This is a genomic window from Bradyrhizobium sp. WYCCWR 12699 (genome assembly GCF_032144035.1).
Lineage (GTDB): Bacteria > Pseudomonadota > Alphaproteobacteria > Rhizobiales > Xanthobacteraceae > Bradyrhizobium.
This window is the reverse complement of record NZ_JAVTJN010000032.1, coordinates 813,625-828,742: the sequence shown is the minus strand read 5'-3', so window position 1 is coordinate 828,742 and position 15,118 is coordinate 813,625. Positions and strand designations below refer to the sequence as shown.

Annotated in this window: 12 protein-coding genes; 6 read left to right on the top strand and 6 right to left on the bottom strand. The window is 64.8% G+C overall.

Annotation, left to right across the window (positions count from 1 at the left end):
* Positions 1-91: 91 nt before the first annotated feature.
* The 3 genes from RPS27_RS18720 to RPS27_RS18710 all read right to left on the bottom strand — a co-directional run bounded on the left by RPS27_RS18720 (position 92) and on the right by RPS27_RS18710 (position 2,418).
* Positions 92-307 (bottom strand): hypothetical protein, encoded by a 216-nt coding sequence (locus RPS27_RS18720; protein WP_194405690.1) that lies wholly within the window; start codon positions 305-307, stop codon positions 92-94.
* 110 nt (positions 308-417) lie between these two features.
* Positions 418-1,260, bottom strand: a complete 843-nt coding sequence (locus RPS27_RS18715) for a cysteine rich repeat-containing protein (RefSeq protein ID WP_212065805.1) — start codon at positions 1,258-1,260, stop codon at positions 418-420.
* Between the two features lie 156 nt (positions 1,261-1,416).
* Positions 1,417-2,418 carry an NADP-dependent oxidoreductase gene (locus RPS27_RS18710; RefSeq protein ID WP_211418816.1) on the bottom strand — a complete coding sequence of 334 codons (1,002 nt, stop codon included), beginning with the start codon at positions 2,416-2,418 and terminating at the stop codon, positions 1,417-1,419.
* A gap of 212 nt (positions 2,419-2,630) precedes the next feature.
* On the opposite strand from RPS27_RS18710, the gene RPS27_RS18705 reads away from it, so the two are divergent.
* Positions 2,631-3,929, top strand: coding sequence for a dicarboxylate/amino acid:cation symporter (locus RPS27_RS18705; RefSeq protein WP_211418815.1), 1,299 nt, complete (start codon positions 2,631-2,633; stop codon positions 3,927-3,929).
* A gap of 9 nt (positions 3,930-3,938) precedes the next feature.
* Positions 3,939-4,892, top strand: a complete 954-nt coding sequence (locus RPS27_RS18700) for an amino acid ABC transporter substrate-binding protein (protein ID WP_212065806.1) — start codon at positions 3,939-3,941, stop codon at positions 4,890-4,892.
* Between the two features lie 199 nt (positions 4,893-5,091).
* Here RPS27_RS18700 and RPS27_RS18695 read toward each other — a convergent pair whose 3' ends face one another.
* A complete protein-coding gene (locus RPS27_RS18695) occupies positions 5,092-5,892 on the bottom strand; it encodes a RimK family alpha-L-glutamate ligase (protein WP_212065807.1) in 801 nt (266 codons plus the stop codon).
* A 385-nt stretch (positions 5,893-6,277) separates the two neighbouring features.
* Here RPS27_RS18695 and RPS27_RS18690 point away from each other — a divergent pair, with 385 nt between their 5' ends.
* The 3 genes from RPS27_RS18690 to RPS27_RS18680 all read left to right on the top strand — a co-directional run bounded on the left by RPS27_RS18690 (position 6,278) and on the right by RPS27_RS18680 (position 9,391).
* Positions 6,278-7,051 (top strand): ferredoxin--NADP reductase, encoded by a 774-nt coding sequence (locus RPS27_RS18690; RefSeq protein WP_194405696.1) that lies wholly within the window; start codon positions 6,278-6,280, stop codon positions 7,049-7,051.
* A 281-nt stretch (positions 7,052-7,332) separates the two neighbouring features.
* Positions 7,333-9,051 (top strand): FMN-binding glutamate synthase family protein, encoded by a 1,719-nt coding sequence (locus tag RPS27_RS18685; protein WP_212065808.1) that lies wholly within the window; start codon positions 7,333-7,335, stop codon positions 9,049-9,051.
* A gap of 100 nt (positions 9,052-9,151) precedes the next feature.
* Entirely contained in the window at positions 9,152-9,391 is a 240-nt protein-coding gene (locus RPS27_RS18680) for a PilZ domain-containing protein (RefSeq protein WP_194405698.1), read from the top strand.
* A gap of 36 nt (positions 9,392-9,427) precedes the next feature.
* On the opposite strand, the gene RPS27_RS18675 is transcribed toward RPS27_RS18680, so the two are convergent.
* Positions 9,428-10,723 (bottom strand): hemolysin family protein, encoded by a 1,296-nt coding sequence (locus tag RPS27_RS18675; RefSeq protein ID WP_212065809.1) that lies wholly within the window; start codon positions 10,721-10,723, stop codon positions 9,428-9,430.
* A 241-nt stretch (positions 10,724-10,964) separates the two neighbouring features.
* Between RPS27_RS18675 and RPS27_RS18670 the strand changes: the two genes are divergently transcribed.
* Complete coding sequence (locus RPS27_RS18670) at positions 10,965-13,040, top strand: methyl-accepting chemotaxis protein (protein ID WP_212065810.1); 2,076 nt, start codon at positions 10,965-10,967, stop codon at positions 13,038-13,040.
* A 107-nt stretch (positions 13,041-13,147) separates the two neighbouring features.
* On the opposite strand, the gene RPS27_RS18665 is transcribed toward RPS27_RS18670, so the two are convergent.
* The gene (locus RPS27_RS18665) at positions 13,148-15,118 is read right to left on the bottom strand and encodes a carbohydrate porin (protein WP_313754154.1); all 1,971 of its coding nucleotides are present in this window, start codon (positions 15,116-15,118) and stop codon (positions 13,148-13,150) included.

The following is a 15,118-nucleotide window of genomic DNA, read 5'->3' as shown; positions in this document are numbered from 1 at the left end:
CCGAGGCTCATCGTTCGGACACACGTTTTGCGTGCATCGAACCGTCAGGCCGGAATCATAGCCAAACCGCGCCGGCTTGGCTATTCGCGCATCAGACGCAGCGCTTCACATAGACCCCGTTCACCAGCACCCTGGTGCAGCGGACCACCGGAACCGGCTTGCGCACCACGACGGCCGCGTTCGGCCCGGCGCAGCCGGCGCGATAGACCCCGCGGGCGCACACCACCGCATTGGCGTCGGTGGCATCAAAGGTCATGGTCGCTCCGAAGGCGAGCAGCGCAGAAGCAACGAGCAGCAATGTACGCATGTTGTCCTCCCGGTCTTGTCGTGATCGAAATCGGACGTCTGAAAAAGATTTGTCGTTGCAGGCGTGCGGCGAATTCATCCGCCGCACGCCGCTGATCGTTGCGTGCCGCTTTATCGCGCGGCGAAGGGTGCCAGCACGTCCCTGCACGCCGGCGAAAGCGATGCGGCATTGCTGGCGAGGCATTGCATGATGCGACCGGCGCCGACCTCGACGCCGGCGCAAATCGTGCGGATGTCTGCGCCACAGGCCGATCGAGCCACGAACAGTTCTTCGCGCGGCCGCATCGGGCGCAGCACCAGCACGGTGGGGGCTGCGGCAGGCGCTGCCGCCGCACCCGCCGCCGGCGCAGCGGTGGTCGCCGCGCCGCCGCCGGTTGTGGCGCTCACGGCCTTCTCGCAGGCCGGCGAGACCTTGGCCTTGTTCTTCTCCAGGCATTCGAGCGCTGGCGCGCCGCCCGGCGGCACGCTGGCGCAGACCTTGGGATAATCGCCGCGGCATGAGCTCTTGATCGCAGCAAGTTGCGCGCTGCTCGGCTGCTTGGGTGCAGCGGTCTTCGGCGCCGGCGGTGCAGCGGCCGGCTTTGCAGCGGGCGCCGATTCAGCCTTCGGCGCGGCAGGTGTCGGCGCCGGCTCCGCTTTGGGAGCCGCTTCGGTCTTCGGCGCAGCGGCGGGAGCGGCTTCGGGCTTCGCAGCCGCGGGCGGCGAGATCGCGCGAACCGCGGTCTGGCATCCACCCGAGAGGCTCGACATGTTCTTCTGCAGACATTGAAACGCTTCGGTGCCGCCCGGCGTCACGCTCGAACAGTGCGCCATGAAGTCGGAGCGGCACGCGGACCGGATGGCGCTCTTCTGGGCCTCGGTCGGCGCCTGCGCGAATGCGCCTGCTGCAGTTGCGAACAGTGCCGCCGCCAGCAACGCCGTGCGCGTTGAGACATGTTTCAACATGTTGAACATTGGGATGAATTCCTGCCCTGTCGATATCGTTCGACGCTTAATCAAAGTCGCGCAATCGCAATCGTCGCGAGTGATGCCTCGCGAACGATATCATTGGCCGCTTCGGCCTCTACCGCAAGTAGATTGTGCCGGCGCGAATGCGATGAGCCGACGTCGTCAGAGTCTGACCATGCGCTTGCCGCGGTTCTCGCCCGCGAGCAGTCCGATCAGCGCCTTCGGCGTGTTCTGCAATCCGTCGATGATGTCTTCCTGCACCTTCAGCTTGCCGGATTTGACCCAGCCCTGGAGATCGGCGAGCGCGCGGGGGCTCTCCTTCATGTAGTCCATCACGATGAAGCCCTGCATGACCAGCCGCTTCACCACGATCAGGCCCGGCACGCCGCGCGGGCCGTGCGCTGCGGGCGCGCCGTCATATTGCGAGATCGCGCCGCAGCAGGCGATGCGGCCGTAATTGTTCATCTGGGGCAGGCAGGCTTCCAGAATGTCGCCACCGACATTGTCGAAATAGACGTCGATGCCCTTGGGCGCCGCCGCGCGTAGCGCCTTGAACACCGCGCCGTCCTTGTAGTCCACGGCGGCGTCGAAGCCGAGCTCGGAGGTCAGCCAGTTGCACTTGTCCGCGCCGCCGGCGATGCCGACCACGCGGCATCCCCTGATCTTGGCGATCTGTCCGACGATCGAGCCGACCGAGCCTGCGGCCGCGGAAACCACGACGGTCTCGCCCTCCCTGGGCTTGCCGATCTCGAGCAGGCCGAAATAGGCGGTGAGGCCGGCGATGCCGAATACGCTGAGCAGATGTGTCATCGGTTCGAGCTTCGGCATCTTGGTGAGGTGCTTCGCCGGCACCGCGGCAAATTCCTGCCAGCCGGTATCGCCGAACACGATGTCGCCGGCAGCCAGGCCCTCAGCCTTCGAGCTGATCACCTCGGCTATGGCGCCGCCGGCCATCACGCTGTTGGCCTCGACCGCGGAGCGGTAGGTCGCGCCGTGCATCCAGGCACGGTTTGCGGCGTCGAGTGAAATGTATCGCACGCGCAGCAACGCCTCGCCGTCTTTCGGTTCCGGCACTGCACCGTCCACCATCTTGAAATGCTCTGGGCCGAGCTTGCCGCTGGGTTTTTCGACCAGCAGAATTTGGCGATTGGTGCTGCCGCTCATGGCGTTTCCCTCTTTGATCGTCTTGACGATTATTGATGCAGCCGCCGCAAACAAAACGAGCAGGCCGCATGCGTTGTGCGCTGCGTGAAGGCTAGATCGCGGCGTGCGATTTCACAACGGGAACATCGTGAAAACGCGATCACACGCAAAGCGTGTTGCGTCGCTCAAATATCTGCGACATCATGAAGCGCCGGTGTACGTGGGGGTAAGCGATGTCGAACAGGTTCACGCAATACATTCTGGCCGCGATGGTGCTCGGCATCGTCATGGGGGCAGCGATCTACAACTTCCTGCCCGACACGCGCGCCGAGTGGGCCTCCGCCATCAACCTGATCGCCATGATGTTCCTGCGCCTGATCAAGATGATCATCGCGCCCCTGGTGTTCGCGACCCTGGTCGGCGGCATCGCCCATATGGGATCGGGCTCCAAGCTCGGCCGCATCTTCGCCAAGACCATGGGCTGGTTCATCAGCGCCTCCTTCATCTCGCTGCTGCTCGGCCTGATCATGGTCAATCTGCTGCAGCCCGGCGCCAACTTCCCGGGCACGCTGCCCCAGGCCGGGCAATCGACCGGCCTGCCGGTGTCGGCCTTCTCGATCGAGAAATTCCTCACCCATCTGATCCCGACCTCGATCGCGGATGCGATGGCGCAGAACGAGATCCTGCAGATCGTGATCTTCGCGGTGTTCTTCTCGGTTGCGATGGGCTCCATGCCCGAACGTTCGAAGCCGATCCTCGCGATGATCGACGACGTCGGCCATATCATGCTCAAGGTCACGAGCTACGTGATGCTGTTCGCGCCGCTCGCGGTGTGGGCCGCCATCACAGCGACAGTCGCCAAGAACGGCCTCGCCGTGCTCTGGAAGCTCATCGTCTTCATGGGCGGCTTCTATCTCTCGCTGATGATCCTGTGGGCGATCCTGGTCGTGGTCGGCTTCATCGTGATCGGGCCGCGCTACAGTCATCTGTTGAAGCTGGTTCGCGAGCCGCTGATGATCGCGTTCTCGACCGCGAGCTCGGAGGCGGCCTATCCGAAGACGCTCGAGGCGCTCAACCGCTTCGGCGCCTCCTCGCGCATCTCCAGCTTCGTGCTGCCGCTCGGCTATTCCTTCAATCTCGACGGCACGATGATGTACTGCACCTTCGCGGCCGTCTTCATCGCGCAGAGCTATCACATCGACATGTCGCTCGGCACCCAGCTCGCGATGCTGGCGACGCTGATGATCACCTCCAAAGGCGTCGCCGGCGTGCCGCGCGCCTCGCTCGTCGTGATCGCCTCGACCCTGGCGCAGTTCAACATCCCCGAGGCGGGCCTGTTGATGATCATGGGCATCGACACCTTCCTCGACATGGGCCGCAGCGCCACCAACGTGATCGGCAACACGCTGGCGACCTCGGTCGTGGCCAAATGGGAAGGCGAGCTTGGGCCTGAGCACGCGATGGGACCCGGCGATGCCGTGCCTGATGACATGATTCCCGGCGAGGTGCCCGCGATGGCCGGCCATGGGTAGGAGCGAACCATGGGCCAGTTCCTGGCGAGGTCGTTGACCTCAGGCCGCCTGAGGCTCGCGGCATCGTTGCTCGCGACCTCCTTGTTGGCCGCGTCGTTGTTCGCGACCCCGGCGCTCGCGCAGACCGGCGAAGGGCTGAGCCCGACGCTGTCGGCCATCAAGACGGCGCACACCGTGCGGCTCGGCTATCGCGAGAGCTCGCCGCCGTTCTCCTTCCTCGACCAGTCGGGCCGCCCGATCGGCTACAGCCTCGAGCTCTGCGAAGCGATCGTCGAGGAGATCGGCGTCGAGGTCGACGACCCCAATCTCAAGATCGACTACGTCAAGGTCACCTCGGACGACCGCATCGATGCCGTGCTGCAGAACAAGATCGACCTGGAATGCGGCTCGACCACGGCCAATGCCGAGCGCGGCAAGCGCGTCGCCTTCTCGCCGCTGATGTTCGTCGCCGGCACCAAGCTGATGGTGGCGAAGGCATCCACCGTGCAGTCGCTGGTTGATCTGAAGGGCAAGACCATCGTGGTGACCAGGGGCACCACCAACGAGCAGGCGATCCAGGCGGCGGACAAGAAGTCCGCATTGGGGCTGAATATCGTCGCCGGCACCGATCACGAGCAGTCCTACCAGATGCTCGCCGACGGCAAGGCCGACGCGTTCGCGACCGACGACATCCTGCTCTTCGGCCTGATCGCGCGCCACAAGGCGCAGGACAAATTCCGCGTCACCGGCGACTACCTGTCCTACGATCCCTACGGCATCATGTTCAGGAAAGGCGAGCCGCAATTGTCCGCCGTCGTCGAGCGCGCCTTCCGCAAGCTCGGCTCCAACCGCGACCTCGTCCCGCTCTACAACAAATGGTTCACCGCGCGGCTTCCGACCGGCGAACGCCTGAACGTGCCGATCTCGTTGCAGCTGGAAGAGGCGTTCAAGGCGATGGACGATTCGGCGAGCGCGAATAATTAGTCCACGCTCGCGCCGCGATCTCGCTGCCTTCCCTTCTCCCCTTGTGGGAGAAGGTGGCGCGAAGCGCCCGGATGAGGGGTATCTTTCCGCTCATTCGGATGAGAATTGGACTCGCGGAGAGAACCCCTCACCCGTCTCACCGCTTCGCGGTGAGCCACCCTCTCCTACAAGAAGGAGAGAGGGGGCAGCGAGTTCTCTGCTAATTTTCACCAAACACCCGATCCAGCGCCGCGTCATATGTCGCCTGCACCAGCTCCGGATGTAGCTTGCCTAACGCCTCCATCATCACGCCGGAATTGATCTCGAGCACGCGCCATTCGCCGTCGACGCGCACCACGTCGATCGACGCAAACACAATGCCGATGGCGCGCGCGGCCTCGGTCGCGAGCTTCACGCAGGCCGTACGAGTCTCGCCATCCGCCAGCAGCACCGGCTTTGCGCCGGCATCGAGATTGTGCCGCCAATCCGTGCCACGCTGCTTGCTGTAGACGACAAGGGGCACATCATCGAGCAGCACCACACGGACCTCGTCCTCGATCGCGACATAGGGCGAGATCACGAGCCCGGTGCACATCGAGAAAACCTCGCCCGTCGCGTGGTCGAGCTCCGCCTCATTCGTCACCTTGAACACCGAGCGCCCCGATGTTCCCTCGTTCGGCTTCATCACCACGCCTTGCGGATGATCGCGCAGCAGAACCAGCATCGTGTCCCGCCAGCCGGCGCCAACGACGTTCCCGCCCAGCTTCGGATTGAGGAAGAGGTGATGCGCGATGCAGGGCACGCCCGTGAGTGCCAGCACCTCTGATGTCGCCGATTTGTCATTGGCGAGACGATGCGCGATGGCGCTGTTGAGGCCGATGTCGTAGCCGAAGGCGAAGCGCCGCTCGTTGCCCCGGCGCATCGCGATCAGCCAGCCGCCGGCGCGGACATCGACGGCGATGCCGTGGCCGGCACAATAGCGCCGGATTGCCTGAACGAAGATTCGCTCGCCGCCTGCCATCTGCCTCAGCCGTTCGTTTCGATCAGTCCTGGCGCGAAAAGCCGCAAAAACGCGGGAATCGGCGCCAAGCGGGGTGGAAATCAGAGCTATTCTTAATGAAATTCTCGCGAGCGCGACGGAAATTAAGTGCTGCAATCGAGCCCTGGAGGGAAAAGAAATTGCCCTTCCTGCAAGCCGGGCAGGAGATTCATTAATCCTGCGACCAATTCAGCCGCAAATGCCGGTTTGATCGGCATCAATTGCACCCGAAACGAGGTTGATTATTGGTCTCAATGGCGTAGATCACACACGCGAAATCCTCCGCCATGGCAATGGTGTCCGCCCCGTTTCAGGGCCGGGCAACGCTTTTGCCCTAAAACCGCAATTATTCGGAATATCGAAAATCATGAGCGCGTTTTACCGAGAGAAGGTTCTGTCCGTTCAGCACTGGACCGACACGTTGTTCAGCTTCCGCGCCACGCGCGATACCGGTTTCCGCTTCCAGAACGGCCAGTTCGCCATGATCGGCCTCGAAGTCGACGGCCGTCCGCTGCTGCGCGCCTACAGCATGGCGAGCGCCAACCACGAGGAAGAGCTCGAGTTCTTCTCGATCAAGGTTCAGGACGGTCCGCTGACCTCGCGCCTGCAGAAGATCAAGGAAGGCGACACCATCCTGGTCGGCCGCAAGGCGACCGGCACGCTGATCACCGACAACCTCATCCCCGGCAAGCGGCTGATGCTGCTCTCGACCGGCACGGGCCTCGCGCCGTTCGCGAGCCTGATCAAGGACCCCGACGTCTACGAGCAGTTCGAGTCCATCGTGCTGGTGCACGGCTGCCGTCAGGTCTCCGAGCTCGCTTATGGCGAGAAGCTGGTCGCGAATTTGCGCGAGGATGAGCTGTTCGGCGAGCTGCTCGCCGACAAGCTCGTGTACTATCCGACCGTGACCCGCGAGCCGTTCAAGAACCGCGGCCGCATTACCGACCTCATCAACTCCGGGCAGATCTTCACCGACATCGGGCAGTCGCCCCTCGACATCGAAACCGACCGCATCATGATGTGCGGCAGCCCGGCGATGCTGGAAGAGCTGAAGGTGATGTTCGAAGGCCGCGACTTCATCGAAGGAAGCGGCAACAAGCCTGGCCATTTCGTGATCGAGAAGGCGTTCGTCGAGCGATAAGCGCCGCTCGCAGCCATCAATTCAGCTGCCGTCCCGAGTCTGCGCTGGCGCTGCCCGGGACGACGCCGGCGTTTGTGGCGGCTGCCGCGGGCTTACTTTCCATTACGCCGCTGTACCGGCCCCGCCGTCCGAACATCCCCCTTTGCTGCACCGCACCCCGCCCATCGGGCTGATTGATTTGTCTCGGCCAAATTCGCTAGCCTGAAACAAGGGCCGCGTCATATCCGTATGACAGGCGAGGGCGTATCGTACCGCCTCATGCTGGCGAGAGGATCGGAATCGTGGCCAACGACACCAAGACGCAGGAATCCTCCCAACACTCAGCCCCCCCGCACGCATCCCCCAAGCGCCTGCCGCTGGCGGAAGAGGGGATCATGGAAACCCTGCTGCTGCCATTCTCGCCGCGCTTCATCGTGCTGACGATCTGCGCGGTCGTCACCGCGCTGTTGATCGGCATCGGCATCGCCGACCGCAAGATCTTCGACATCCTCTTGGTGCCGATCCTGATTTTCGGCGCGCTGACGCTGCTCGGTGTCCGCGATCTTCTGCAGAAGAGCCACGCGGTGCTGCGCAACTATCCGATTTCGGCGCATATCCGCTTCCTGCTCGAAGAGATCCGCCCCGAGATGCGGCAATATTTCTTCGAGAGCGAGAAGGACGGCATGCCGTTCTCGCGCGACACCCGAGCGGTGGTCTATCAGCGTGCCAAGATGGAGCTCGACAAGCGTCCGTTCGGCACCCAGGAGGACGTCTACCGCGAGGGTTATGAGTGGATGCATCACTCGGTCGCGCCGAAGACGCACGCCCAGGAGAAATTCCGCATCACCATCGGCGGCCCCGACTGCAAGAAGCCGTATTCGGCCTCGGTGTTCAACATCTCAGCGATGAGCTTCGGCGCGCTCAGCCCCAATGCAGTGCGGGCGCTCAATGCCGGCGCGAAGAAAGGCGGCTTCGCGCATGACACCGGCGAGGGCGGCGTTAGCCCCTATCATCGCGAGATGGGCGGCGACATCATCTGGGAAATCGGCTCCGGTTATTTCGGCTGCCGACGTCTGGACGGCGCCTTCGACCCCGAGGCGTTCGCGCGCGTTGCCGGCGACGACCAGATCAAGATGGTCGAGCTCAAGGTCAGCCAGGGCGCCAAGCCCGGCCATGGCGGCGTGCTGCCGGCGGCAAAAGTCTCGGAGGAGATTTCCAAGATCCGCGGCGTCGCGATGGGCGAGGACTGCATCTCGCCGGCCTCGCACCGCGCGTTCTCCACGCCGACAGGCATGATGCAGTTCATCGCCGAGATGCGCCGCCTCTCGGGCGGCAAGCCGGCCGGCTTCAAGCTCTGCATCGGTCATCCCTGGGAATTCCTGGCGATCTGCAAGGCGATGCTCGAGACCGGCATCTATCCTGATTTCATCGTCGTGGACGGCAATGAAGGCGGCACCGGCGCGGCGCCGCTGGAATTCATGGATCATCTGGGCATGCCGATGCGCGAGGGCGTGAATTTCGTCCACAACGCGCTGATCGGCATCAATGCGCGCGACCGCATTAGGATCGGCGCGTCCGGCAAGATCGCCACCGCTTTCGACATGGCGCGGGCGATGGCGATCGGCGCGGACTATTGCAACTCGGCGCGCGGCTTCATGTTCTCGCTCGGCTGCATCCAGTCGCTGAGCTGCCACACCGATCGCTGTCCGACCGGGGTGGCGACGCAGGATCCGACGCGGGCGCGCGCGCTCTACGTGCCGCTCAAGATCGATCGCGTGCACAATTATCACCACGCGACGCTGCATTCGCTGACCGAGCTGATCGCCGCCGCGGGCCTCGAGCATCCGCAGCAGCTGCGTCCGATCCATTTCAGCCAACGGACGTCGACGACGCAGGTGCAATCCTTCGCCCAGCTCTATCCGGCACTGCGTCCGGGCGAGCTGATCGACGGCACCGAGGACCCGCGCTTCAGCGATGCCTGGCGGATGGCACGGGCGGACACGTTCCAGCCGGTGCTGTAGCGGCACCGCTTCGCCCCACCGCGATACCGGTCCGCACAATCACGCCGAGAGCGGGGCGGGCTTTTAACGGTTGGTTCAACTTTGGGTGTAAATTGTGCCCATGGACGAACGACGCGACAAGGCAAGGCATCGTGTGCTGAAGGCCGGAACGATCGAGTTCGGCGGCGGCGCGATCGACTGCACCGTCCGTAACCTGTCCGACACCGGCGCTGCGCTCGACGTCACCAGCCCGGTCGGCATCCCCGAACATTTCACGCTGTTTGTCCCGGCCGACGGAGCCCATCTGTCCTGCACCGTGGTCTGGCGCAAGGAGAAGCGGATCGGCGTGCGGTTCGGGTGAGGGGGAGTTGGAGCGCAATTCGCGACGCCGCTCGCCTCATCCCGTCTCGACCTCGCTCAACCGGCTCGCCAAGATCTTGTCGATCCGTCGTCCGTCGAGATCGATCACCTCGATATGCCAGCCGCCGAAGTCGAAGGCATCGCCGGTGTCGGGCAGCGCGCTGAATTGTTGCAGCACGAGGCCCGCCACGGTGTTGTAGCGGTGCGGCGGCAATTCGACGCCGAGCAGCTCGCCGAATTCGTCGACCGGCATCCAGCCGGAGATCAGGAATGAATCGTCTGCGCGCCTGACATAGGCCGGCTCCGGCGGTCCCGCTTCCGAATGGAAGGCGCCGACGATCGACTCGAGGATGTCGGCGGCCGTCACCATGCCTTCGAAGCCACCATATTCGTCGTAGACGAAGCCGACATGAACCGGAGCGGTCTTCAGAATGGTCAGCACGTCGCGCGCGTCTGCCGACGCCGGGATGCCGGGCGCCTCGCGCACCAGCGCGCGCAGATCGGGCTCGCGTTCGTTCATAAAGGCGACCAGGAGGTCCTTGGCCTGGAGCACGCCGATCGGCTTGTCGCGGTCGCCGTCGGAGACCGGAAAGCGCGAGTGCGGGCTCTTGGCGATGATCGCCTGGATGGCGGCAAACTCGTCGTTCAGGTCGATCTCGTCGACCTCCGTGCGCGGCGTCATGACGGCGCCCACCGGCCGGTCGCCGAGCCGCATCACGCCGGCGATCATCTCCTTCTCGCCGGGCTCGAGCACGCCTGCGCTCTCGGCCTCGCTGACGAGGTGATGGATCTCGTCCTCCGACACCTTCTCCTCGGACTTGCCGCCGCGGCCGAGCAAAGTGAGGATCAGCTTGCCGGAGAGGTCGAGCAGGAAGACGAGCGGCAGCGAGACCTTCGCGAGAATGTGCATCGCCGGCGCAACCTTCACCGCGATGCTTTCGGGGTCGCGTAGCGCCACCTGCTTCGGCACGAGCTCGCCGACGATCAGGGTGGCGTAGGTGATGAGCGTGACGACGAGGCCGACGCCCACGATGTCGGCAACGCCGGGGGACAGGCCGAGCTCGAGCAGCCATTGCGTCAGCCGCTGCCCGAGCGTCGCGCCCGAGAACGCGCCGGAGAGCACCCCGACCAGCGTGATGCCGATCTGCACCGTCGAGAGGAACTTGCCGGGGTCGGCCGCCAGCGTCAGCGCCCGCTCGGCGCCGCGCACGCCCTTGGCCGCGAGCAGCGACAGCCGGGCCGGACGGGACGAGACCACGGCCAGTTCGGACATGGACAGGAGGCCGTTGATGACGATCAGGACGACGACGATGACGAGTTCGACGGAGAGCATCGGGGTTCCGAGGTAAGGGAGTGTGGCCGGATCAACGGCACACGCCTTGATATAGGTATTCGGCAAGGAAATGCCGTCAATTTTGCCGCATCCGAACGCCCAGGGAACCCACGCGCGACAATGGTCCCGGGGGCCCGCGACCACCTGACACTCCGCGGAACTACGGAGCGATGCTTAACGGCCCCTTAGTGGCACGCCGCTAGGTTTTCGAGATTGCAGAAATGTATTGGGGGACCCAAAGATGCGGATCGGGAAGCTTTTCGCGCTGTCGATGCTGACGGTGACGGTTTTTGCGGTCATCCTCGGCGCCGAGGTGCTGATACCCCAGACGCGCATCTTCACGAACCGCTCCGACGCCATCAAGACGGTCGATGCCTTTGGTGCGATGCTGACGGTCAGCCAGCACGTCGCCGGACTTCGTGCCCCCTACATCTCGCCGATTTTCCAGGAAGGCGTTGCGACGCAGGCGCAGAGCGAAGCGGCCGGAAAGGCTGCGAAGGCGGCCGATGCCGGATTCGAGGCCGCAAGGCGCGCCATCCTGGTGCTCGATGACAGCGCAGCGATGATCGAAACCCTGGATCGCACCGCCCGACGGCTGAAGGATATCTATACTGCGGCAGACCGCGCGATGAGCGTTCCCCTGCCGGCACGCGACGGTGCCGTGGTCAAGGGCTTCCTGCCCGCCGTTGCCGAGGTCATCAGCAACATCGAGCCCATCATGAACCGGCTCGAAGGGCAGGTCGTCAACGCCGATTCCTTGCTCGCGGCGCTCTTGAGCCTGGCGCGGACCGCGCAGGATCTGCGTGTCTCGGCCGGCAGCCGCGCCGCCACACTGTCGCCGGCGCTGTCCGCGCGTCGTCCGCTCGTGGCGGCCGAATTCTCGCTGATGGACCGCATGCAGGGGCGTGTCGAAGCCGATCGCGAGCGCATCGAAGCCGGCATGCAGCAGCTCGGCAATCCGCCCCGCATCGCCTCCGCGCTGAAGGCTGCGACGGAATCCTATTTTGGCAAAGCAGCTCCGATCGTGGACAAGGAGATGCCCGCGGCAAGAGGCGATGGCAAGTATGGCACCAACGCCGAGGAGTTGGCGACCGTCATCGTCCCCGCCATCCAGATGTTCTACGGCGTGCGCGACGCCGCGCTGGCCGAAGCGGCCGAGCGTGCCATTGCTGCGCGTAATGGCGCCCTGGCGATGCTGGCGCTAGCCGGCGTTGCCGTGCTTGCCCTGCTCGGAACGCTCGGTGGCGTGACCATGATGCTGCGCAGCCGCGTGGTGACGCCGCTCGGCCGGATCGCGGACGTGATCGGAACGCTCGCCGCCGGACAGCACGACGTCGAGATTCCCGCGACGGGCCGCAATGACGAGATCGGCCAGGTGGCGGGCTCGCTGCAGCACTTCAAGAATTCCTTGCTCGCCAAGAAGCAAGCCGACGAGGCGGCCGCGGTCGAGGCCGAGGCGAAGCTGCGGCGCAGCCAGCGCATGGACCAGATCGCGCGCGAATTCGAAGCCATGATCGGCGACGTCATCAACACGGTGTCGTCGGCCTCGTCCGAGCTGGAAGTATCCGCGGGCACGCTGACCAGCACGGCCGATCAATCGGAGAAGGTCACCGCAACCGTCGCGGCCGCCTCCGAACAGGCCTCCACCAATGTGCAGACCGTGGCCGCGGCGGCCGAGGAGATGGCCTCCTCGGTCGACGAGATCAGCCGCCAAGTGCAGGACTCCGCGCGCATCGCCGGTGAGGCGGTGCAGCAGGCCGGGCGGACCAACGACCATGTCGGCGAGCTCGCCAGGGCCGCGGGGCGGATCGGGGACGTCGTCGAGCTCATCAGCCAGATCGCAGGCCAGACCAATCTTCTCGCCCTCAACGCCACCATCGAGGCGGCGCGCGCCGGCGAGGCCGGGCGCGGCTTCGCGGTCGTCGCCTCCGAGGTCAAGGCGCTCGCCGAGCAGACCGCCAAGGCCACCGGCGAGATCAGCCAGCAGATCTCGGGAATTCAGGCCGCGACGGACGAATCCGTCGGCGCCATCAAGGCGATCGGCGACACCATCACCCGCATGTCGGAGATCGCGTCCGCGATCGCCTCGGCGGTCGAGGAGCAGGGCGCGGCCACGCGGGAGATTTCCCGCAACGTGCAGCAGGCCGCGCGCGGCACCCAGCAGGTCTCTGCCAGCATCGTCGACGTCCAGCGCGGCGCCAGCCAGACCGGCTCGGCGTCCGCCAACGTGCTCAATTCCGCGAGATCGCTGTCCGGCGAAAGCACACGTCTCAAGGTGGAGGTCGGCAAATTCCTCGACGCGATCCGCGCGGCGTAGACGGCGTGGTGGGATCGGAGACCGCTGCTACAACGGAGGTGCGCTTCCTCTCCCGCAAGCGGGAGAGGTGAAACGGCCACCTGATTTCATCGCACTTGCGCCGCTGCTCAGAACTCGCCGTGCAGCCGTCCTGAGAATACCGACACCGGGCCGCGGTCGGCATTGTAGGCGGGGTTGACGATCAGCTGGTAGTCGGCGGTGAGCGTGAGATTCTTGTTCAGCGCATAGGCGTAGTAGGTTTCGAGGATGCGCTCCTTGCGGTAGTTGAGCGCACCGTCGCCGATCAGCACGCCGAGACCGCCGGCGGCGAGGAAGTCGCGGTAGTCCTGCGAGATCGCGTTGATCGCGCCGCCGACGCCGATCACGTCGTCGGGCCGGCCCCATTTCGTGCCCTTGATCGAAAGTCCGCCCGACAGGCTGCGGTTGATGTCGGTGAAGGCGAGCGTCTCGCTCTTGCCGTCGTTCCAGCTCCAGCGGCCGAACAGTCCGACATCCTCGGTGATCGCCTGTTCGAGATTGACGACATAGCCGACCTTGATGCGGCCGCGTCGGGTCTGCGCGATGTCGAGATTGAGCGCGGGATTGTTCAACGTCTCGCGGAAGCTGCCCATGTTGGCGCTGTCGAGCCAGCCCATGGTCCTGAGCTTGCCGGGCTGGCCAAACAGCGAGAAGCGCGTCTCGAGCTCGAGCACGTATTGGCCCCGCTCCCCGACCCTGGTGTCGAAATGGTTTGCATTGGGCTCGGAAACCATCAGGAAATAGCCGCCGCGCAGCGCCCATTGCTTCTGATTGAGCTCGGCGGTGACGCCGTAGGTGAGGCCGACCTTGTCGGCGGAATAGTCGAAGGCGCCCGGTGCCCACAGCGACCAGTTCATGAAGTCCTTGCGGGTGTCCTTGGCATAGGCATTGCCGTCGAACACGTCGACCACCGCGAACTTGCCGGCCTGCACGGTGAGGCGGGAGACGTCGACCTTCTGCCCCAGCTGCAGCTGACCGCTCGCGAGCTCTTCCTGCTCGCCGCCGAAGCCGAAGGTCTGGCGCACGAACAGGCGCGAGGTGTTGTAATGCGGATAGGGGAAGTTCGACTTCTGCGCTTCGCCGTTCGGGAAGCCGGCCGCGCCCACCGTGTCGCTCAGTCCAAAGCCCTGCAGCAGTTCGGGATTGTAATAGACCTCGCCGCCGTCCCACAGCCGTGCGTTCAGGAACAGGCTGTTGCTCCACGTCGCCTTGGCTTGCCGCGACGGCGTGAGCGAGTTCGGCCCGGTGTAGAGCGCGGGGAACGACGGATAACCTTGCGGCAGATAGGTGCTCTGGCCGTGGATCTCCCAGCGATCCGATTCCGTGTCGATCAGCGAGCTCTTCGGATCATAGCTCGGCATCCCCGGCCAATCGACCTTGCGGTTGAGGCCGAGCCTGACCTGCTGGAAGTCGAGCGACGAGGAGGTGTATTGGGCCCCCGTCGAGAAAGCGACGTTGGCGCCGTCGAACCGGCTGTAGAGATATTCGAGCCGCGCGCTCCAATGCGGCGCGAAGCCGTACTCGACGCCGGCGCCTGCGATCCAGCCGGGCCGCGTGTTCAGGATTTTCGGGATTTCAGCGCCCGAGGCCGGCGCGTCGAAATAGCGCTCGCCCATCCAGGCAAAGCCGCCGGTGGCGTAGAGCAGCCATGGCCCGCTGGCGTAGCCGACGCGGCCGCGCAGGCTCGCGGTGTAGTCCCATTGCTGCGTGACGGTGTTGCCGGGTGTCGTCAGGAACGAGACGATCGAGTTCGAGGTGATGTAGTTGGGAAACGTGAAATCGCCTTCGACACCGACCAGCCAGCCCGAGTTGAGCCGGTAATTGTAGCCGGCCTGCACGCCGCCGATCATGCCGCTGAAGACGCCGCTGTCGTTGATCGCCGTGCCGTCGTTGAGCGCAAAGTGCGACGAGCCGCGGCCATAGCCGGCATGCGCACCGATATAGAGGCCGGTCCAGTCGTAGACCGCTTTCAGGGCCGGAGCTTTCAGCGGCAGATCGGCCGCGCGGCCGGCGGCGGGAAAAGCCAGCACGCCCGCGGCAATCGCCGCGGCCGTTCGCAA